17 protein-coding genes are annotated in these 19,009 nt (G+C 59.3%); 8 read left to right on the top strand and 9 right to left on the bottom strand.

The features are described from left to right. Positions 1 to 20 precede the first annotated feature (20 nt). Positions 21 to 734: a FadR/GntR family transcriptional regulator gene (locus tag AK821_RS08185; RefSeq protein ID WP_064389207.1), complete on the bottom strand. Its 714-nt coding sequence runs from the start codon at positions 732 to 734 to the stop codon at positions 21 to 23. Between the two features lie 348 nt (positions 735 to 1,082). Between AK821_RS08185 and AK821_RS08180 the strand changes: the two genes are divergently transcribed. Further along, a complete protein-coding gene (locus AK821_RS08180) occupies positions 1,083 to 2,429 on the top strand; it encodes an MFS transporter (protein ID WP_064389206.1) in 1,347 nt (448 codons plus the stop codon). Positions 2,430 to 2,469: 40 nt separating this feature from the next. After that, entirely contained in the window at positions 2,470 to 3,813 is a 1,344-nt protein-coding gene (gene gudD, locus AK821_RS08175) for a glucarate dehydratase (RefSeq protein WP_064389205.1), read from the top strand. A 189-nt stretch (positions 3,814 to 4,002) separates the two neighbouring features. On the opposite strand, the gene AK821_RS08170 is transcribed toward gudD, so the two are convergent. Further along, entirely contained in the window at positions 4,003 to 4,875 is an 873-nt protein-coding gene (locus AK821_RS08170) for a LysR family transcriptional regulator (protein WP_064389204.1), read from the bottom strand. A 160-nt stretch (positions 4,876 to 5,035) separates the two neighbouring features. On the opposite strand from AK821_RS08170, the gene ampC reads away from it, so the two are divergent. Continuing rightward, positions 5,036 to 6,202, top strand: a complete 1,167-nt coding sequence (gene ampC / locus AK821_RS08165; RefSeq protein ID WP_064389203.1) for a class C beta-lactamase — start codon at positions 5,036 to 5,038, stop codon at positions 6,200 to 6,202. 151 nt (positions 6,203 to 6,353) lie between these two features. Here ampC and AK821_RS08160 read toward each other — a convergent pair whose 3' ends face one another. Beyond that, entirely contained in the window at positions 6,354 to 6,920 is a 567-nt protein-coding gene (locus AK821_RS08160; protein ID WP_064389202.1) for a DUF4174 domain-containing protein, read from the bottom strand. A 208-nt stretch (positions 6,921 to 7,128) separates the two neighbouring features. Between AK821_RS08160 and AK821_RS08155 the strand changes: the two genes are divergently transcribed. Further along, the gene (locus AK821_RS08155; RefSeq protein WP_064389201.1) at positions 7,129 to 7,602 is read left to right on the top strand and encodes a GNAT family N-acetyltransferase; all 474 of its coding nucleotides are present in this window, start codon (positions 7,129 to 7,131) and stop codon (positions 7,600 to 7,602) included. On the opposite strand, the gene AK821_RS08150 is transcribed toward AK821_RS08155, so the two are convergent. The 3 genes from AK821_RS08150 to AK821_RS08140 form a co-directional block, all read right to left on the bottom strand. Further along, positions 7,584 to 8,369 carry a sulfite exporter TauE/SafE family protein gene (locus tag AK821_RS08150; protein ID WP_064389200.1) on the bottom strand — a complete coding sequence of 262 codons (786 nt, stop codon included), beginning with the start codon at positions 8,367 to 8,369 and terminating at the stop codon, positions 7,584 to 7,586. The genes AK821_RS08155 and AK821_RS08150 overlap by 19 nt on opposite strands. 228 nt (positions 8,370 to 8,597) lie before the next feature. Next, the gene (locus tag AK821_RS08145) at positions 8,598 to 9,812 is read right to left on the bottom strand and encodes an MFS transporter (RefSeq protein ID WP_064389199.1); all 1,215 of its coding nucleotides are present in this window, start codon (positions 9,810 to 9,812) and stop codon (positions 8,598 to 8,600) included. Between the two features lie 160 nt (positions 9,813 to 9,972). Continuing rightward, entirely contained in the window at positions 9,973 to 10,722 is a 750-nt protein-coding gene (locus tag AK821_RS08140; RefSeq protein WP_064389198.1) for a hypothetical protein, read from the bottom strand. A gap of 344 nt (positions 10,723 to 11,066) precedes the next feature. Here AK821_RS08140 and AK821_RS08135 point away from each other — a divergent pair, with 344 nt between their 5' ends. From AK821_RS08135 to AK821_RS08125, 3 genes are all read left to right on the top strand, one after another. Continuing rightward, positions 11,067 to 12,215 carry an aldose epimerase family protein gene (locus AK821_RS08135; protein ID WP_064389197.1) on the top strand — a complete coding sequence of 383 codons (1,149 nt, stop codon included), beginning with the start codon at positions 11,067 to 11,069 and terminating at the stop codon, positions 12,213 to 12,215. Positions 12,216 to 12,370: 155 nt separating this feature from the next. Further along, positions 12,371 to 13,192, top strand: a complete 822-nt coding sequence (locus tag AK821_RS08130; RefSeq protein ID WP_064389196.1) for an aldo/keto reductase — start codon at positions 12,371 to 12,373, stop codon at positions 13,190 to 13,192. A 26-nt stretch (positions 13,193 to 13,218) separates the two neighbouring features. Further along, a complete protein-coding gene (locus AK821_RS08125) occupies positions 13,219 to 13,689 on the top strand; it encodes a DUF1810 domain-containing protein (RefSeq protein WP_064389195.1) in 471 nt (156 codons plus the stop codon). Here the strand turns inward: AK821_RS08125 and AK821_RS08120 are convergent. Beyond that, positions 13,654 to 16,014, bottom strand: coding sequence for a DNA polymerase II (locus tag AK821_RS08120; protein ID WP_161806648.1), 2,361 nt, complete (start codon positions 16,012 to 16,014; stop codon positions 13,654 to 13,656). The two genes, AK821_RS08125 and AK821_RS08120, sit on opposite strands and share 36 nt — an antisense overlap. A gap of 198 nt (positions 16,015 to 16,212) precedes the next feature. On the opposite strand from AK821_RS08120, the gene AK821_RS08115 reads away from it, so the two are divergent. Continuing rightward, positions 16,213 to 16,653, top strand: coding sequence for a CBS domain-containing protein (locus AK821_RS08115; protein WP_064389193.1), 441 nt, complete (start codon positions 16,213 to 16,215; stop codon positions 16,651 to 16,653). A 134-nt stretch (positions 16,654 to 16,787) separates the two neighbouring features. Here the strand turns inward: AK821_RS08115 and AK821_RS08110 are convergent, their stop codons facing one another. After that, on the bottom strand, positions 16,788 to 17,411 hold the full coding sequence (locus AK821_RS08110; RefSeq protein WP_064389192.1) for a glutathione S-transferase N-terminal domain-containing protein: 624 nt from the start codon (positions 17,409 to 17,411) through the stop codon (positions 16,788 to 16,790). A gap of 1,374 nt (positions 17,412 to 18,785) precedes the next feature. Beyond that, on the bottom strand, positions 18,786 to 19,009 hold a 224-nt coding region (locus tag AK821_RS31385), incomplete at its 5' end, for a hypothetical protein (RefSeq protein ID WP_177330942.1).

The following is a 19,009-nucleotide window of genomic DNA, read 5'->3' as shown; positions in this document are numbered from 1 at the left end:
ATCGAACAGACCAACGGCGATCAACCCTGCGCCGAGAAACGATCACGGCTGTTGGTCAAGTGCAGCCACATCGCTGCCCGGGCTGCATCCGCGTCCTGACGCTTGATCGCATTCAGAATCGCCTCATGCTCCAGATGGGCCAGTTGCCCGAGCTTGCTCAGATCCGCCGCGCCGCGTTCGGCGGCATTGAGCCGGTTGCGCGGGATCATGGCACTGCCCAAGTGCTGCATGATCTCGCTGAAGCAAACGTTGCCGGTGGCTTCGGCAACCAGCAAATGAAAGCGTCGATCCGCTTCGACGCAACTGTCGTTGTTGTCCAGCAAACGTTGATAGTCGTCCAGGGCCTGACGCATCTGCAGCAATTGCTGCTCGCTACGCCGTTGCGCGGCCAATGCGGCGGCTTGGGTTTCCAGGCCCAGGCGCAATTCAAGAATGCTGCGTACACCGAGCGCCGTGTCGACATTCAGGCGCAAGCCCTGCTCCGCTGCGCGCTCGATCACAAACGTGCCGATGCCATGCCGCGTCTCGACCAGCCCCGACGCCTGCAATTTGGAAATCGCCTCGCGCACCACGGTGCGGCTGACGCCGTGCTCCTGAACGATGGAATTCTCCGAGGGCAACTTGTCGCCGGGCGATAACTGGCCGAGCAGGATGCTCTGGGTGAGTTTCTCCACCAGGTCATGGGCAAGGTTGTGCGCACGTTTGCGGGCGGGGGCGTCGAGGTCTTCTTGCATGGTCGGTTCCGGCGATCGGGTCTTGCGGATCGTAGCATCGTGCGCACGGCGGTTGGGATTGATTTTAGCGCTGCAACTTGTATGACAACACTCAAATCAACCAACACAATTTCCAGGCTTCTTGACTATTAAACGTGTGCAGCCAAAGAAGCGCTTAGCAGTTCTGAGGCGATAAAACCCAATAAACATTAGGTATGAACGCGAAAAGGAATAAAAAACCGCCCATCCAGAAAAAATTAATCGGCCCTCCCCACTTGTAGGACAAAAAAATGCAGTTGTATGATGTCTATCAACAACGCAGCACCCAGCCCCTACCCCGCATAAAAATAATCAGTGGGAGAAAACCAAGTGAAAACCTCCGTCTCCGGGATGAACGAGGGCGTCGATTCGACACTCGCGTCGGCCATCTCGAAAGTCAAACGCCACGTCCTGCCGCTCTTCGTGATCATGTTCATCGTCAATTACATTGACCGGGTGAACATCGGTTTCGTCCGCACTCACATGGAACATGACCTGGGCATTGGTGCCGCCGCTTATGGCTTCGGCGCCGGTCTGTTCTTCATCGGTTACGCGCTGTTCGAAGTCCCCTCCAACATGCTCCTGCAGAAAGTCGGCGCACGCATCTGGCTGACCCGCATCATGTTCACCTGGGGCCTGGTCGCCGCCGGCATGGCGTTCATCCAGAACGAAACCCACTTCTATGTATTGCGCTTTTTGCTTGGCGTGGCCGAGGCCGGGTTCTTCCCCGGGGTGATCTACTACTTCACCCGCTGGCTGCCCGGCGCTGAACGCGGCAAGGCGATTGCGATCTTCCTCAGCGGCTCCGCCGTGGCCTCGCTGATCTCCGGTCCGTTGTCCGGTCTGCTCCTGCAGATCAACGGGCTGGGCATGCACGGCTGGCAATGGATGTATTTCATTGAGGGGATGTTTTCGGTGTGCCTGTGCGTCTTCGTCTGGTTCTGGCTCGACGCCAAACCCCACGACGCGAAATGGCTGACCCGCGCCGAACAGGACGCACTGGTCAACGCCATCGACGCGGAACAGAAGGCCCGCGAAGCCGCGACGCCGATCCGCCCGTCGATGGGCAAACTGCTCAAGGATCGCCAGATCATCCTGTTCTGCCTGATCTACTTCTTCATTCAATTGACCATCTACGCGGCGACCTTCTGGCTGCCGAGCATCATCAAGAAAATGGGCGAGATGAGCGACTTCCAGGTCGGCCTGTTCAACTCGATTCCGTGGTTGCTGTCGATCATCGGCATGTACGCCTTCGCTTCGTTCTCGGCCAAGTGGAAACACCAGCAGGCGTGGGTCGCCACTGCATTGTTGATCGCCGCTGCGGGGATGTTCATGTCCACCACCGGCGGGCCGATCTTCGCCTTCGTTGCGATCTGCTTTGCCGCGCTGGGTTTCAAATCCGCTTCGTCGCTGTTCTGGCCGATTCCGCAGGCGTATCTGGATGCGCGCATTGCTGCGGCGGTGATCGCGTTGATCAACTCGGTGGGCAACCTCGGCGGCTTCGTCGCGCCAACCACATTCGGTTTGCTCGAAGAACACACCGGTTCGATTCAGGGCGGCCTCTATGGTCTGGCCGCGACCTCGATCATCGCCGCGATCATTGTCTTCTTCGCGCGCACCACACCGAAACCCGCTGCTGAAAATGCCGTGGTCGACGCCGCGCCAAAGCACGCCTGACGTCCATTTTTAAAGATTGCGAATAAGAAGGATAAAAACCATGACTGCACACGATACCGCCAAAGCCCCGATCATCACCGACATGCAAGTCATCCCGGTGGCCGGTCACGACGGCATGCTGCTCAATCTGAGCGGCGCCCACGGGCCGTTTTTCACCCGCAACATCGTTATTCTCAAAGACAACGCCGGCCACACCGGCGTCGGTGAAGTGCCCGGTGGCGAGCGCATTCGCCAGACGCTGGAAGACGCGCGCAGCCTGGTGATCGGCAGCCCGATCGGCACCTGGCAGAAGATCCTCAATCAGGTGCGCCAGACCTTCGCCGACCGCGATGCCGGTGGTCGTGGCCTGCAGACGTTTGACCTGCGCATCACCATTCACGCGGTCACCGGCCTTGAAGCGGCCCTGCTCGACTTGCTCGGCCAGCATCTTGATGTGCCGGTCGCAGCGCTGCTCGGTGAAGGTCAGCAACGCGACGAAGTGAAGATGCTCGGCTATCTGTTCTACGTCGGTGATCAGCGCGAAACCGACCTCGCCTATCGCAGCGAACCGGACGCCGACAATGACTGGTTCCGCGTGCGTCACGAGAAGGCCATGACGGCCGAAGCCGTGGTGCGCCTCGCGGAAGCGGCCCACGCTAAATACGGTTTCAAGGACTTCAAACTCAAGGGCGGCGTGCTCAGCGGCGATGCCGAAATCGAAGCGGTGACGGCGCTGGCTGAACGCTTTCCTGATGCGCGCATCACCCTCGATCCGAACGGTGCGTGGTCACTGAAAGAAGCCATCCGCTTGTGCCGCGATCAACATCACGTTCTAGCCTACGCCGAGGACCCCTGCGGTGCGGAAAACGGCTATTCCGGACGTGAAGTGATGGCCGAATTCCGCCGCGCCACCGGGCTGAAAACAGCCACCAACATGATCGCCACTGACTGGCGTGAGATGGGCCACGCGATTCAGCTGCAGTCGGTGGACATTCCGCTGGCCGACCCGCATTTCTGGACCATGCAGGGTTCGGTGCGCGTGGCGCAGATGTGCCATGAGTGGGGCCTGACCTGGGGCTCGCACTCCAACAATCACTTCGATATTTCCCTGGCGATGTTTACCCACGTTGCCGCTGCGGCGCCAGGCGAGATCACCGCGATCGACACTCACTGGATCTGGCAGGACGGCCAACGGTTGACCAAGGCGCCGCTGCAAATTGTCGACGGTCTGGTGCAAGTGCCGAAAAAACCGGGGCTGGGTGTCGAGCTGGATATGGATCAGGTGGCCAAGGCTCATGAACTGTACAAAGGCATGGGCCTCGGCGCGCGGGATGACAGCGTGGCGATGCAGTTTCTGATTCCGGGGTGGAAGTTCGATAACAAGCGGCCGTGTCTCGTCCGCTGATCATCAACCCAAACCGATATCCCCACAGGCTCACTTCTACTGGGAATAGGGGTTGAATCCGAGTAGCTGGTTCAACAAATGAACCTGTGGGAGCTGGCTTGCCAGCGATAGCGGTGGGTCAGCCAACATCGATGTTGGCCGTGCCGGCCCTATCGCTGGCGAGCCAGCTCCCACAGGGGATGATGTGAGTCATGTAGAGATTTGCAGCAACCAGGTTTTGAACGCTGTCATCGCCGCCGTCTCCGGCCGCGACTGCAACCGCGTCAACCAGTAACTCCCCGTCGTAATCTCAATCGCAAACGGCTGACAAATCGCCTCCGCCGCCAGTTGCCGGGCGAACATTAGCGGCGGCGCCAATGCCACCCCACTCCCCTGCAACGCCGCTTCCATCATCGCCAGCGATGAATCGAACACGATGCTCTGCGGCGGTGCAGCCTGCGTCGCCAACCCGGCAGCCTGAAACCATTGCGTCCACTCATCGGTGCGATAAGAACGCAGCAGGGTCTGCTGCGACAGATCCCCCGGCGACTGCAATTGCCGAGCGATCTCCGGCACGCACAACACCGACAGCGGCGCCTCAAGCAACCGCGTTGCCTCGATGCCATGCCATGCGCCAGCACCGAAGCGAATCGCGTAATCCAGCCCTTCCGCCGCCACATCCACGCGATTGTTGTTGGTCGACAGGCGCAAATCTATGAGCGGATGTTTCGCCCGGAAATCCGCCAGCCTCGGTAACAGCCAACCCACGGCGAAGGTGCCGACTGCGCCGACGGTCAACATTTCGCGATACTGGCCACCGGCGAGACGCTCGAGCATCTGCGCGATGTGATCGAACGAGGTGCTCAGCACCGGCAGCAAGGTTTCGCCTTCACCGGTCAACATCAGCCCACGGGGCAGGCGTTTGAACAAGGTCACGTTCAGTTGCGCCTCCAGGCTTTTCACCTGATGGCTGACCGCCGCTTGCGTGACGCACAGTTCCACCGCCGCGCGAGTGAAACTCAAGTGTCGCGCCGAGGCTTCGAAGGCGCGCAGTGCGTTGAGCGGCAATTGAGGTCGAATCATGTCCAGTCCCAAATTTTTCTAATGGCTCGTGCGAGTTTTCGTCGTTTGCCGATTGGCGCCGCGCTGACTAGATTGGCGGCGCTGATCAGCCGCCCAACGAATAAATCGTCCGCAGTGTAGCGGGACAACACTATCAACACTCATGGAGAGTGGTTCATTCATGTCATCCATCCAATCGAGCAAAGTCATTTCCTGTGCCACTGTCGGCTTGTTGTTCGGGGCCACCTCGTGCCTGGCCGCGGTGCCCAGCGACGCGCAATTGCAAACACTGGTCAACGATGCGGTAACACCGGTGATGCAACAACAGGACATTCCCGGCCTGACCGTAGCGCTGACCATCAACGGTCAGGCGCATTACTTTAACTACGGTGTGGCGGCGAAAGACACCGGGCAAAAGGTCAGCGAAAACACCTTGTTCGAAATCGGCTCGGTGAGCAAAACCTTCACCGCCACCCTCGCCGGTTATGCCCAGGCGACTGGCAAACTCGATCTGTCGACCAAGGCCAGCCGGCTCTGGCCAGAATTGAAAAGCAGCGCCTTCGACAACATCAGCGTGCTGCAATTGGGCACCTACAGTGCCGGCGGTTTGCCGCTGCAATTCCCGGACGACGCGGATTCGTCTGACAAGATGCTCGGCTATTTCCAACATTGGAAACCGGTATATCCCGCCGGCAGCCATCGCCAGTACTCCAACCCGAGTCTGGGCCTGTTCGGTTATCTGGCCGCGAAAAGCCTCGGCCAGCCGTTTGATCAGGCGATGACACAAACCCTGCTGCCTAAACTCGGTTTGCAGCACACCTACCTGAGTGTGCCTGCCGCGCAGATGAGCCTGTACGCGCAGGGCTACAACAAGGATGGCAAACCGGTCCGCGTCACCCCCGGCGCGCTGGACTCGCAAGCCTACGGCGTGAAAACAAGCGCCGTGGACATGTTGCGCTACGTGCAAGCCAACCTGAAACCTGAAACGCTTGAAGCGTCCCTGCAAAAAACCATCGCCAACACCCACACCGGTTACTACACGGTGGGCGACATGACTCAAGGCTTGGGTTGGGAAATGTATCGCTACCCGATCAGCCTCGACCGCTTGCTGGCGGGCAACTCGACGGAAATGGCCATGGAAGCGCACAAGGTGCAGTGGCTGAATCCGCCGCAACCTCAGCCGCATGACGTGCTGATCAACAAGACCGGCTCAACCGGTGGTTTCGGAACTTACGTGGCGTTTGTGCCGAGCAAGGACATTGGCATTGTGATCATGGCTAACAAGAATTTCCCGATTCCTGAGCGGGTGAAAATCGCCCATACGATTCTCAGCGCTGTCGCTGACTGAAAATCAAAAGATCGCAGCCTGCGGCAGCTCCTACAGGATCGGGTGTTCACTCGGTCAATGTAGGAGCTGCCGCAGGCTGCGATCTTTTTGCAGGCGAAAAAAATGGGCGATCTTGCTGAGATCGCCCATTTTTCAGTGCTCGCTTATGCAATCAATCATCCGGCATTTCCGGCGGCTTGCTCGGTTTCGCAGGCTTGGCAGGTTTGGCGTTTTTGGCACCTTTCGCAGGCTCCGGTTCGGCAGCCGCCGGCGCTTGGGCAGCCGCAGCGGCCGCTTCCTTCTCGGCCATGGGCATGGCGTCGATGGTGTCGAAAATCTTCTTCAGATCCACCGCTTTCGCTTCGTCCCCCGAGGCCGAAAGCTTGGTCTCGCCGTCCTTGCCCACCAGGAACACTTTCGGATACGCCCCGGCACCCAGTTTCAGCGAGCGCAGCAGCGCCATGGTGTCTTGCTGGCCCAGGTCCTTGCCGTCGAGCTGGCCGGCCATGTTGAGGATGGTGTAGACCTTGATGTTGCGGTCGGCGACGCCCTTTTTGTTGGCGGGATCCTCCAGCGACTTTTTCAAAGCCACCCACACCGGGTCAACAGTGCTTTGTGCGATCACGATCAGCGGACGGGCGCGGCCCATATCCCCGGCGATGGGCGAATCGTTGTCAGCGGCGAACAAGGGGCCGGCAATCGCCAGCAAGAGTGTCAGGGTCAGTGACCTGATGAGCATGCGCATCTCCTTTTGATATCCACGCTCTAATGATTGCGCATCGTGGCGATTGTTCCGGGACGACCCGGCAAATATCTTCCGCCTAGTCAGAAGCTTAGGACAGGCGCGACATTGCGCAACATATCCGAGGTGATCGCAACGCGGATTTGATTACCTTTTATGACCGCATTAGGGTGGTGGTTCTGCCCATGAAATGGAGTTCACCCCCATGCACATCGATTACCTGTGCGATCACCCCGAATTGATCGAAGAACTGGCCACGCTCAACTTCAATGAATGGGGCGAGTTTCGGCCCGGACAAACCGTCGAACATCGCATCGAGCATATGCGTGAATCCTGTGGCAAAGGTGCAGTGCCCAGCGTGGTGGTAGCGCTTGAGGGTTCGCGACTGCTGGGCGGCGCATTGCTGATTGAAAGCGATCTGCAGCTGCGCCCGAACCTGACGCCATGGCTGGCCGGGGTTTATGTGAAGGCAGAGGAGCGCGGCCGCGGGATTGCTTCGCAACTGGTCAATCGAGTGGTTGAAGAAGCGGCGGCGCTGGGTGTGCGGGAGTTGTATCTGTACACCGACACGTCACAGTCGCTGTATGCGCGACTGGGTTGGCAGGTGGTTGAAGAGCTGGTGTACGAGGACTTGCCGGTGACGGTGATGAAATACACCACTCAGAACGCCAGTTTGTAACCGATCAGCACCAGCATCGTCGCCAGGCACGGGCGCAGCACTTCATCGGAGATGCGTCCGGTCAGATGGCTGCCGAGCCAGATGCCTGGCAACGAGCCGACCAACAGGAACCCCAGCACACCCCAATCCATGTTGCCCATGCTCGCGTGACCAAGACCGGCGACCAGGGTCAGCGGCACGGCGTGGGCGATTTCGGTGCCGACCAGACGACGGGTTGGCAGCAGTGGGTAAAGGATGAACAGCGCGACCGTGCCCAAAGCGCCGGCACCGATCGACGTCAGCGCGACCATGGTGCCGAGGATCAGACCGGTGATCACCGTCAGCACATTCAAGCGCGTGCCGCTCGGGTTGTAGTTGCCGCCGGCGCGTTTGTGGGCGAAGTCGAGCAAGCGCTTCTTGAAGAAAATCGCCAGCGCCGTGGCGAACAGCACGAAGCCCAGCGCTTGTTTGATGATGGCGTTCATCGCGTCCGGCGCGGTGTGCAGGGTGCTGAGGAACCACAAGGTCATGGCCACCGCCGGCACGCTGCCGAGGGTCAGCCAACCAGTAATGGCCCAGTCGATATTCTTGTTCTTCCTGTGAACGAGGACGCCGCTGGATTTGGTAATGGCGGCGTACAGCAAGTCAGTACCCACCGCTGTTGCCGGGTTGATGCCGAACCACAGCAGGATCGGCGTCATCAACGAACCGCCGCCGACACCGGTCATGCCGACAATAAAACCCACCACCAGCCCGGCAATCACCAGGCCGAAATTTGCCAATTCCATTAAACCGTCCAGAAAAACGACAGGAAAAATCTGGCCCGCAGCATAGCGATTTTTCTTATAACCACATATATCGATGCGGTCTATCGTTATGCCATATCGCAATCACCATCGCTTTACTGTAGGAGTGAGCCTGCTCGCGATAGCGGTCTATCAGTGATGGATTCAGTGACTGACCCTCCGCTATCGCGAGCAGGCTAACTCCTACAGGGTTAGGTGGTGGATGCAGATTCAGTGCACCCTTCGGCCTGGTTTGAAGCTGTGGGTCTTGTTGGCCCACACCGTGGCCAGGGCAATCAGCGACAGAATCAACAACGCCCACGGAAACGACATCGCCCCCGCCCGATCCAGCAGCAAGCCGCCGAACAAGCCGCCACCGGCAATCGCCACGTTCCACGAAGTGGTCAGCATCGCCTGCACCACGTCGACATGCTCGCCTGCCGAGTCCGCCGCCGAGGTCAGCAATAAAGTGGCCGAACCGCCAAACGACAACCCCCACACCGCCATGCAGGCATAAATGATCAGAGGCGACGGTGCTGCCAGCGCCAGAACCAATGCCGTCAGCGCAAACACCGCGAGGCTGATCAGCGTCAGCCAGCGCAACCAGCGATCCACCAGCAGGCCGATGATCCAGATCCCGCCCAGCGAACACAGGCCAAATACCAGCAGCACCAGATCGACGCGATCGGCCAGCCCGGCCTGCATCAGAAACGGCGCAATGTAGGTGTAGAGAATGTTGTGCCCGAGCATCCACGTCAGCACCACGAACAGCACCGGCCGCACACCAGGCAGGCGCAGCGATTCGAGCAACGGCAGGCGTTCTTCGCTGGTTTGCCCCGGACGATCCGGTACCGCGATGACGATCCACGCCGCCAGCACCAGGGCCAGCGCCGACATGATCCCGAACGACGCGCGCCAGCCGATCAGATTGCCCAGCCACGTGCCCGCCGGCGTGCCCAGCGACAACGCCACCGGCGTGCCAAGCATGGCAATCGCCAGTGCCCGCCCCTGCTGATGCACCGGCACGATGCCGCGCGCATAGCCGGCCATGATTCCCCATGACAGCCCTGCCGCCATCCCGGCGAGAAAACGCGAGGCCAGGGTCAGGCCGTAATGGCTGGAGAACGTGGTGACGGTGTTGAACACCAGAAACCCGCCCACCGTCATCAATAGCACTCGCCGCCGCGGCCAGCCGCGCGTGGCCACGGTCAGCGGAATTGCCGCGACAATTGAACCCAGCGCATACAGCGTCACCAGTTGCCCGGCGAGCACTTCGCTGACGTTGAGCCCGGCGCCGATTTGCGGCAGCAGTCCGGCGGGCAAGGTTTCGGTAAGGATGGCGATGAAGCCGGTCATGGCGAAGGCCAGTAACGCGGCGTAGGGCAATTTGTCCGCACGGGCGGTGCGGTCGACGCGAGTGAAATCGGCGCTTGCGGGGTCGGTCATGACAGGTGCAGCTCCTTTTGGATCTAGTTTTACTAAAACTTGTATACAAACTTATCGACCGCAACTCTAACCTGTAGGAGCTGCCGCAGGCTGCGATCTTTTGACGTTGATCGTAAAAAAGATCAAAAGATCGCAGCCTGCGGCAGCTCCTACAGGGGTTTTATTGGACGGGTAGGAAATTCAGGAACAGCAGACTCTGCGCATAGTTAAGGCCGATCCGCCGATAACGCTCATCGAGCATCTGCGTGATCAAGTCCAGTCGCGCAACGATCTTGCCGAACTCGGTGGCGAAGCTCAGGTTGGTGCCCTCCTCCGAGATCTCATTGGAAAACAGCAGTGGCTGGCCAGCGGTGTTCTGCCGTTGCGACAGAATCCACGTGGCTTTTTCGATATTGCGCGCGGCGTTGTGGACGAAGGTCGGGTTAATCGCGTCGGTCATGTAGAACTCGGTGCGATTGCCGTGGGCGGTGACGAGCATGCTGCCGATCGCATAAATAAAGGCGCCGACGCGGTCACCGAGAAACTCCGGGCTCATCGCATAACTGAGCGCCGCCAGATCCTTGCGACCGCCCAGCACCGGCAGCGGCTGTTGCTGTTCGATGGCCTGGCGCACCTGTTTCACCGCCGCATGGATGTTGAGAAAGCCTGACTTGCGCAGCTCGTCCGGGTTGCGCAGGTACAGCTTGGCTTGCAAGCGGTAAAGACTGTTGAGGTTGTCGCGCATCGCCAGGGTGGCCATGCGGTCGACGCTGGTCTGCAAGAATTCCTGCGGCTTGCCGTCACGCATCTGGTTGAAGAAGCCGTTGCCGTCCTGATGGCTGCAACCACTGAACAGCAGCGACGACAAACAGACGAGCAGTACGCACGGACGACGAAAAAAAGGGGCAATCAGATGAAAAGCGCTCGGCATGAATTCTCGATCAGGCACGTTCCTGTGCGGCGGGAGTCACCGCATCCTGGCCATGGATAGAGCCGCCGATTGCGAAAAAGTGCAGTGGTGCGCATGACCAGCCGACCTCCGGCACCTTCGCCACAACCAATTAGTCTGTCTTTATTGTTGAAATAAACGATTAATCAACTATAAATCTTCACTGCACATACAAATAGCATGACTAGTTATCCTGTAGGAGCTGCCGAAGGCTGCGATCTTTTGACGTTGGGTTTTAGAAGCAAGATCAACGGATCGCAGCCTGCGGCAGCTCCTACATGGCATCGGCGCCATTTTGAAAACAACAACAAGAAGGAAGGTCTACCATGCTTCAATCCCGTCACCTGCTCTCCGGCCTCGGACTGTCCCTGATGATCGCTACCCTTTCTGCCCAGGCTGCGGGCCTGACCGCTGAACACAAAGCTTTCGGCAAAACCAATGACGGTACGCCCGTCGAGCAATACATCCTGCGCAACAGCCACGGCATGCAAGCCACCGTCATCACCTACGGCGCAACCCTGCAATCGCTGAAAGTCGCCGACAAGCACGGCAAGTTCGACGACGTGGTGCTCGGTTTCGACGACGTGCAGGGCTATCAGAAAGGCACCGCCTACTTTGGCGCAACCATCGGCCGCTTCGGCAATCGCCTGGCCGACGGCGCGTTCGAACTCGACGGCAAGCGCTATCAAGTGCCGCAGAACGACAAGTCCAATGCACTGCACGGCGGCACTCAGGGCTTTGACAAGAAAGTCTGGAAGGCCGAGGAAACCAAGGACAAGGATTCGGTCGGCGTGACCCTGACCTATCTGTCGGCAGATGGCGAAATGGGCTTCCCCGGCAATCTCACCACTGAAGTGACTTATCGCCTCACCGACAACAACGAACTGCGCATCGACTACAAGGCCAGCACCGACAAGCCAACGGTGCTCAACCTGACCAACCACAGCTACTTCAACCTCGCCGGCGCCGGCAATGGCGACATTCTCAAACAGGTCGCGACCCTGCACGCCAGCCATTACACGCCGGTGACGGCCAAGCTGATTCCAACCGGTGAGCTGGCGCCCGTGGCCGGCACGCCGATGGATTTCACCAAACCAACGGCGATTGGCACGCACATCAAGGCGGATCACCCGCAACTGAAATTCGCCGAAGCGAAACAGGGCGGCTTCGATTTCAACTGGGCGCTGGACACCAAGGGCGATATCAAACAAGTCGCCACTGAAGTCAGCGATCCGCAGTCCGGTCGCGTTCTGCAGCTGTTCACCACGGAACCGGGCGTGCAGTTCTACACCAGCAACTTCCTCGATGGCACGGTCAAGGGCAAGGGTGGCAAGGTGTATCCGCACTGGGGCGCGTTCACCCTGGAGACCCAGCACTATCCGGATTCGCCGAATCAAGCGAATTTCCCAAGCACTCGGCTTGATCCGGGGCAGACTTACAGCCACAGCGTGGTGTTGAAGTTCAGCGCGAAATAGAAACGAAGATCAAAAGATCGCAGCGTGCCGCAGCTCCTACAGTTGAGCGTTTTCCTGTAGGAGCTGCGGCACGCTGCGATCTTTTTGCTTTTTGAACCCCTGAGCTATCCTGCTGCCCACTAAAAGGTATCGTCACTTTCAGATGGGAGGTTTGCATGCGTACCCTTGAATTGGCCGGCGTGCAGGTGCCAGTGATTGGCCAAGGCACCTGGCGCATGGGCGAAGACCGCTCGGCGCACAAGCGTGAAGTCGCAGCCCTGCGCACCGGGATCGAGCTGGGCATGACCCTGATCGACAGCGCCGAAATGTACGCCGAGGGCGGCGCCGAAAGCGTGGTCGGCGAAGCCATCGCCGGCCTGCGCGATCAAGTGTTTCTGGTCAGCAAGGTCTACCCGCACAACGCCAGCCGCAAAGGCATCCCGCAGGCCTGCGAGCGCAGCCTGCGCCGGCTCGACACCGACTACATCGATCTCTATCTGCTGCACTGGCGTGGTCAGTATCCGCTGGAAGAAACCGTCGAGGCCTTCGAACGCCTGCGCGAGGACGGCAAGATCGGCCGTTGGGGCGTGTCGAACTTCGATGTCGACGATCTCGAAGAACTCTCCAGTTCGGCCTGCGCGACCAATCAGGTGCTCTACAACCTCGAAGAGCGCGGCATCGAATTCGACCTGTTGCCGTGGTCCCAGCACCAGCACATGCCGCTGATGGCCTACTGTCCGATCGGTCAGGGCGGTGCGATGCTCGCCGAGCCGGTGTTGAAAGACATTGCCGCTCGTCACGGCGTGACCCCGGCACAGGTTTCGCTGGCGTGGATTCTGCGTCAGGATGGCGTGATTGCGATTCCCAAGGCTGTGCGACCCGAGCACGTGCAACTCAATGCACAAGCGGCGCAGCTGCAACTGGAGGCCGGGGATCTGGCGGCGCTGGACCACGTATTCCAAGCGCCACAACGCAAGCAGCGGCTGGCCATGGTCTGAGCCGCTGCCGACTGGCGGGCTTGGCGATGAGAAGCACTGATCAGTATGACCCGTTCAACCTGCAACGCTTTATCCAGGCGCAGGATCCGGTGTTCGAGCGCGTGCAACGCGAACTCGACGAAGGCCGCAAACGCAGCCACTGGATGTGGTTTGTCTTTCCGCAGTTTGCCGGTCTGGGCGGCAGTGAAATGTCCCGGCGCTTCGCCATCGGTTCAGCCGAGGAAGCCCGGGCTTATCTGGAGCATGAACTGCTCGGCGCGCGGCTGCGGATCTGTACGCAGCTGGTGCTGAACGTGCAGCAGCGATCGATTGCGCAGATTTTCGGCCATCCCGATGACTTGAAATTCCATTCCTCGATGACCCTGTTCGCAGAGTTTGCCGCTGACGACAGCCTGTTCAATCAGGCACTGGAGCGCTACTTCCACGGCATCCTCGATGAATGGACGCTGCAGTTGCTCGACTCAAAACAGGCCCAGTTGCCCACCGATCAGGGTTGAGAAATCGTCGTCGACAAACGGCAGAATCGCGTCGGCCACCGGTTGCAGTTGCCGGGTGATGTAGTGGTCATAATCGATGGCCGCACGGCGCACTTCCAGCGGCTCGGGGCCAGCCAAAGTAATGACGTAACTGATCCAGCCGCCGTTCTGATATTGCCGTGGGCGCCCGTGTTGCGCGTTGTAATCATCGGCCAGTCGCGCCGCGCGTACGTGCGGCGGAACGTTGCGTTCGTAGTCGTCGAGGGTACGACGCAGGCGTTTGCGGTAGACCAGTCGATCGTCGAATTCACCGGCGAGGGTTTTGCGTACGTAGTCGCGCACATACTCCTGATACGGCTTGCGCTGGAAGATCCGTTCGTACAGCTCCTGCTGAAATTGCCGGGCCAGCAGCGACCAATCGGTGCGCACGGTTTCCAGGCCTTTGTAGACCATTTCATCGCTGCCATCGGCACGGGTGACAAGGCCGGCGTAGCGCTTTTTGCTGCCCTCTTCCGCGCCGCGAATGGTCGGCATCAGGAAACGTTTGTAGTGAATTTCAAATTGCAGTTCGAGGGCGCTTTCCAGCCCAAATTCATCACGCACATGTTCACGCCACCAGTCGTTGACGTGCTTGACCAGCGCATGGCCAATACTCGCGGCCTCTTCCTGCCCGTGCGGGCGACGCAGCCAGACAAACGTTGAATCGGTGTCGCCATAGATCACCGCGTGGCCCTGCTCCTCGATCAACTGGCGCGTGCGCAGCATGATCTCGTGACCGCGCAGGGTGATCGATGACGCCAGCCGCGTATCGAAGAAGCGGCAACCGCTGGAACCGAGCACGCCGTAGAAGGCGTTCATGATGATTTTCAGCGCTTGCGACAGCGGCGCATTGAGCTCGCGTTTGGCGGTCTCGCGACCCTCGGCGACCCGCGAAACAATCGACGGCAGGCAATGGCGGGTGCGCGAGAACCTGGCGCCACGGAAGCCCGGCACCGAGTCGGCGTCGTCCGGGTGTTGCAAGCCTTCGATCAGGCCGACCGGGTCAATCAGAAACGTACGGATGATCGACGGATACAGGCTTTTGTAGTCGAGCACCAACACCGATTCGTAGAGGCCCGGTTGCGGGTCCATGACAACCCCGCCGGGACTGGCCTGCGGAGGATTGGTGCCCAGGTTCGGCGCAACAAAGCCCTGCCGGTGCATCAACGGCATGTACAGGTGGGTGAATGCCGCCACCGAGCCGCCGCTGCGGTCCGCCGGCAATCCGGTGACGCTGGCGCGTTCGAGCAAAAACGTCAGCAGTTCGGTCTTGGCGAAGATCCGCGTGACCAGTTCGCAGTCCTTGAGGTTGTACTTGGCCAGCGCCGGTTTGTCCTCGGCGAACATGCGGTTGATTTCATCCATGCGCTGGTACGGATTGTCGATGGACTTGCCCTCGCCGAGCAGGGTTTGCGCGACGTTTTCCAGACTGAACGAGGGGAAACTCCAGGTCGCCGAACGCAGGGATTCGATGCCGTCGATGATCAGCCGCCCCGCTGCCGAGGCGAAGTAGTGATTACGGCTGCCGTGCTCGCGCCACTGCATCTCTTCGCCGCCACGGCCGATTTTCAGCGGTACGCCGAGGCGCCGGGCGTGTTCATGAAGGATGCGCAAATCGAACTGCACGACGTTCCAGCCAATGATCGCGTCGGGGTCGTGCTGTGCGAACCAGTCGTTGAGTTTTTTCAGAATGACGGTACGCGAGTCGCAGTATTCGAGGTCGAAGTCGACGAGGCTGGCGTCGCCGTTCGGCGCACCGAGCATGTACACCTGACGCTGGCCACAACCTTCCAGGGCAATCGAATACAGCTCGCCGGTTTCGGTGGTTTCGATGTCCAGCGAGACCAGTCGCAGCTTCGGTCGATAGTTCGGTGCCGGTTTGAGGTGAGCGTTGAGCACCACGCCGTCGGCATCGGCAGTGCCGCTGAAAAACACCGGGGCGGTGATGAAGCGCTCCATCAGATAGCGTTCCGGCGGGCGCACGTCGGCCTCGTAGACGTCGATACCGTTGCGGTTGAGCGCGGTTTCCAGGCGCATCAACTGGCCGTGTTGCTGGCAATACAGACCCAGCACCGGGCGATGCTGGAAATCCTGCAGGGCCAATGGGCGCAGTTCGACGTTCTTTTCGTCGTGCAGGAGGCGCTCGGCGGTGGCACGCTGTTCGGCGGGGATAAACGCCACCGACGGTTGATGCGGCAAGCGCACACGGCGTGGCCCGGCGTCGGTCGCCAGCCAGAACTCGACTTCGGTGCCGGCGGCGGTGTCGCGCCAATGCCGGGTCAGGACGAAGCCCTGCGGTAAATCCACCACTGCAACCTCGAAATTTGAAACAGAGGGGCATTCTACGCAGCATTGCGTGGGATGACCCTGGCGATAAATTGTCGGCAGTCGTGGAAAAATCCGCCAAATGACGTTTTTTGCGTGTTATCTGCCGCTTTGCCACCTTGCCCTGCGCGCTTGCGTCTACGATGCTTGGATAACAACGACAACACCTGAGTAACCGCCATGAAGACCGTCGCCCAACTGCTCAAGCTCAAAGATCAGAAAAATCAGGAAGTGCATCAGATCAAGCCTGATCACATGGTGCTCGAAGCGCTGATGAAGATGGCCGAGAAAAACGTCGGCGCCTTGCTGGTGGTCGAAGACGAGCAAGTGGTCGGCATCATCAGCGAACGCGATTACGCGCGCAAACTGGTGCTGCATGGTCGTTCATCGGTCGGCACCCCGGTGCGCGACATCATGGTGTCGAACGTGATCACCGTGGACACCCATCAAACCGTCGACACCTGCCTGGGCATCATGTCCGACAAACGCCTGCGTCACTTGCCGGTGGTGGAGAACGGCAAGTTGATCGGTTTGCTGTCGATTGGTGACCTGGTCAAGGAAGCGATTGCCGAACAGGCCGAGCTGATCAAACAGCTGGAGCAGTACATTCGCGGGGAATAAATCTCCCTCCCTATGATCGTTCCCACGCTCCGCGTGGGAATGCCTCCTGTGACGCTCTGCGTCACGCGTTGGGACGCAGAGCGTCCCGAGCTGCATTACCACGCGGAGCGTGGGAACGATCATCTGCGGTGTGTTCAAGAAGGCCAATGCCGGGCAAAGACCGGCGCCAGCACCGGGTGCCGGTCAATGCGCTGCAACCACGTATAAAACCCCGGCCGGCTCTGGCGCAAATGCTCCCGGCTGCCCGCCCAGCGCGTCACCACTGCCGCCAGCACATCCAGTGCCCCCGGCGTTTCATCATCCAGATACAACTCGGCGGAAAACTGGTCGGCGAACACCTCCCAACTCCAGTGCAATCGCTCACGGGCGCCAGCCATCAGGTTCTGCCGCGACGCTTCGTCGGGCATCAGCAGCCAGCGCTCGGGATAATCGATGACGCCGACCGCCGTATAGCAATTGCTGACGATATAGACCATGCCGCGAATGGCCTGATCGCGATCAGCCGCCTCCACCGGTAACAGCCCCGACTGCGGAAACGTCAGGCCCAGGTGAATCAGAATCGCCGCGCTCTCGGTCAACGCACTGCCGTCGGGCAGTTGCAACGTCGGTATCTGTTTCAGCGGATTGAGTTTGGCCAACGCTTCGGCGGCCTCGGCGCTGGCTTCGATATCAATGAAGCGGTAGGCGATCTGGCACAATTCCAGCGCCGCTTCAATCGCGGCTGCGCCCGAATTTCTGTGCCCGTAGAGCTGGTACATAGCCGATCCCCCGAAATAAGCCTCTGCCAAGGGTAGATGGCCGCAGGCAGGATGTAGAAAAAATCTGCGTGTGTATCGGTTTTGGCACGTTTTTCCCATGCAATCGCGACTTGCGAATTCAAACCTCGCAAAACAGCGCTGATGGTGCCCATCCCGCACCAAGAGCAATCATCGAACGCTATCCGCGTTCTTGTAAGGTGCGATACCGAACCAAAAGTTCGCGTATCCGAGCTGGCAACAAGGAGTTCACCGCGTGAATCTTCAAACGCTTTGCCGTACGCCCCTCTCTTTGCTTCTTCGTGCACAACGCCGAGTTCACCTGAACAGTCCCGGCGGCCAACGCACTTACTTTATTACCTGACGCAGCCACCGAGCACTGTATTCGGCGATGACGTATTCGCCGACGGCAGCGTGCTATTTATTTTTTAAATATGACTCGAAAGATTATTGCGCAGCCTCTGTATTAAACGAGCGAAAAGAGGATTGTCGAACAATAACTTCCAATGACTTTGCAAATGCACCAAAACCGCTCCAGCGACTTCAACTATCAAGCATTGCAGACATTGATTCCATTTAAACAAGAACAAGGAACTTCCCCCGTGACCCGCTAAAACATTGGCCCGCACCAAATCGGTCCGCCGCGCACCAGCAAGTGCCCAGGCCGCAAGCCACGCAGCCGCTCTATCCCGCCAATCAGCCGGATACCGCGTACAGCCTGACTCGCCTCTGAAAAAGCTCCGTTAACCGGAGTAACGGGAATCCGTGTGCCAGAGAAAAACCACGGCACTGGCAAAACTTATATAAATGCGACATGGGTAACACTGATGAAATAAGCGTTCTACATTTCGGCAATATCTGGCACAGCCGTTGCAAAACAGAATTCGAGTAATCAATTGCAGGAGCTGCCGAAGGCTCGGGCCGCGATCGGACGATCTTTTTATCTTGATCTTTAAAGGCAGAATCTAAAGATCGCAGCCTTCGGCAGCTCCTACATAAGAACAACACCAGGGAATGGGTAATGAACACACGAAGTCGATAGCGCTAAGCCAGTAAGTTTGCACAAGCCTTGTTAAACGGATAGATCAACTATCGGCTTCTGCACACCCATAAGAAAGTTGTAATCACCCACTCGAACATGGCGCACATGTTCGGACGGCACCTTATTGCCCTTCATCAACCCGAGGGAGCTTTAATGAACGATGCGGTAAAGCACAGAACCCTGCCGGGGCCGTTGCGGGAAGCACCGATCCCGTCGCCCTCGGACAGGCCGGCCTTTAAGGCCAATACCTCGCAACCCGGTGGTTTGAACAAACAGCAAATGGTCTTGTTGGTCGCTGTGTCGGCGCTGATACATGGTGGTGCCTGGTGGTTTCTTCAGCAATCGCAGACCGAGCCATTGCCGACACCGCCGCAGATTCCGGAAATGACCGTCGAGCTGACCAGCCCGACGCCACCGGCCCCGCCCACCCCGGCACCGCCACCACCGCCGCCCCCCCCCCCCCCCCCCCCCCCACCGGCGCCCCCGGCGTCAGACGCCAGCCCGCCCACGCCACAACCCAACACGCAGGCCAACCCCACGCCGCCAGCCAAACCGCAAC

The organism is Pseudomonas sp. RIT-PI-r, from assembly GCF_001297015.1.
In the GTDB taxonomy this organism is placed as follows: domain Bacteria; phylum Pseudomonadota; class Gammaproteobacteria; order Pseudomonadales; family Pseudomonadaceae; genus Aquipseudomonas.
This window is presented reverse-complemented; position numbering and strand designations above follow the sequence as displayed.

What these genes read in the sequence shown, in the direction of transcription:
- AK821_RS08185 (WP_064389207.1), bottom strand. Translation starts at nt 734, where the DNA reads ATGCAAGAAGACCTCGACGCCCCCGCCCGCAAACGTGCGCACAACCTT.
- gudD (WP_064389205.1), top strand. Translation starts at nt 2,470, where the DNA reads ATGACTGCACACGATACCGCCAAAGCCCCGATCATCACCGACATGCAA.
- AK821_RS08170 (WP_064389204.1), bottom strand. Translation starts at nt 4,875, where the DNA reads ATGATTCGACCTCAATTGCCGCTCAACGCACTGCGCGCCTTCGAAGCC.
- ampC (WP_064389203.1), top strand. Translation starts at nt 5,036, where the DNA reads ATGTCATCCATCCAATCGAGCAAAGTCATTTCCTGTGCCACTGTCGGC.
- AK821_RS08160 (WP_064389202.1), bottom strand. Translation starts at nt 6,920, where the DNA reads ATGCTCATCAGGTCACTGACCCTGACACTCTTGCTGGCGATTGCCGGC.
- AK821_RS08155 (WP_064389201.1), top strand. Translation starts at nt 7,129, where the DNA reads ATGCACATCGATTACCTGTGCGATCACCCCGAATTGATCGAAGAACTG.
- AK821_RS08150 (WP_064389200.1), bottom strand. Translation starts at nt 8,369, where the DNA reads ATGGAATTGGCAAATTTCGGCCTGGTGATTGCCGGGCTGGTGGTGGGT.
- AK821_RS08145 (WP_064389199.1), bottom strand. Translation starts at nt 9,812, where the DNA reads ATGACCGACCCCGCAAGCGCCGATTTCACTCGCGTCGACCGCACCGCC.
- AK821_RS08140 (WP_064389198.1), bottom strand. Translation starts at nt 10,722, where the DNA reads ATGCCGAGCGCTTTTCATCTGATTGCCCCTTTTTTTCGTCGTCCGTGC.
- AK821_RS08135 (WP_064389197.1), top strand. Translation starts at nt 11,067, where the DNA reads ATGCTTCAATCCCGTCACCTGCTCTCCGGCCTCGGACTGTCCCTGATG.
- AK821_RS08130 (WP_064389196.1), top strand. Translation starts at nt 12,371, where the DNA reads ATGCGTACCCTTGAATTGGCCGGCGTGCAGGTGCCAGTGATTGGCCAA.
- AK821_RS08125 (WP_064389195.1), top strand. Translation starts at nt 13,219, where the DNA reads ATGAGAAGCACTGATCAGTATGACCCGTTCAACCTGCAACGCTTTATC.
- AK821_RS08115 (WP_064389193.1), top strand. Translation starts at nt 16,213, where the DNA reads ATGAAGACCGTCGCCCAACTGCTCAAGCTCAAAGATCAGAAAAATCAG.
- AK821_RS08110 (WP_064389192.1), bottom strand. Translation starts at nt 17,411, where the DNA reads ATGTACCAGCTCTACGGGCACAGAAATTCGGGCGCAGCCGCGATTGAA.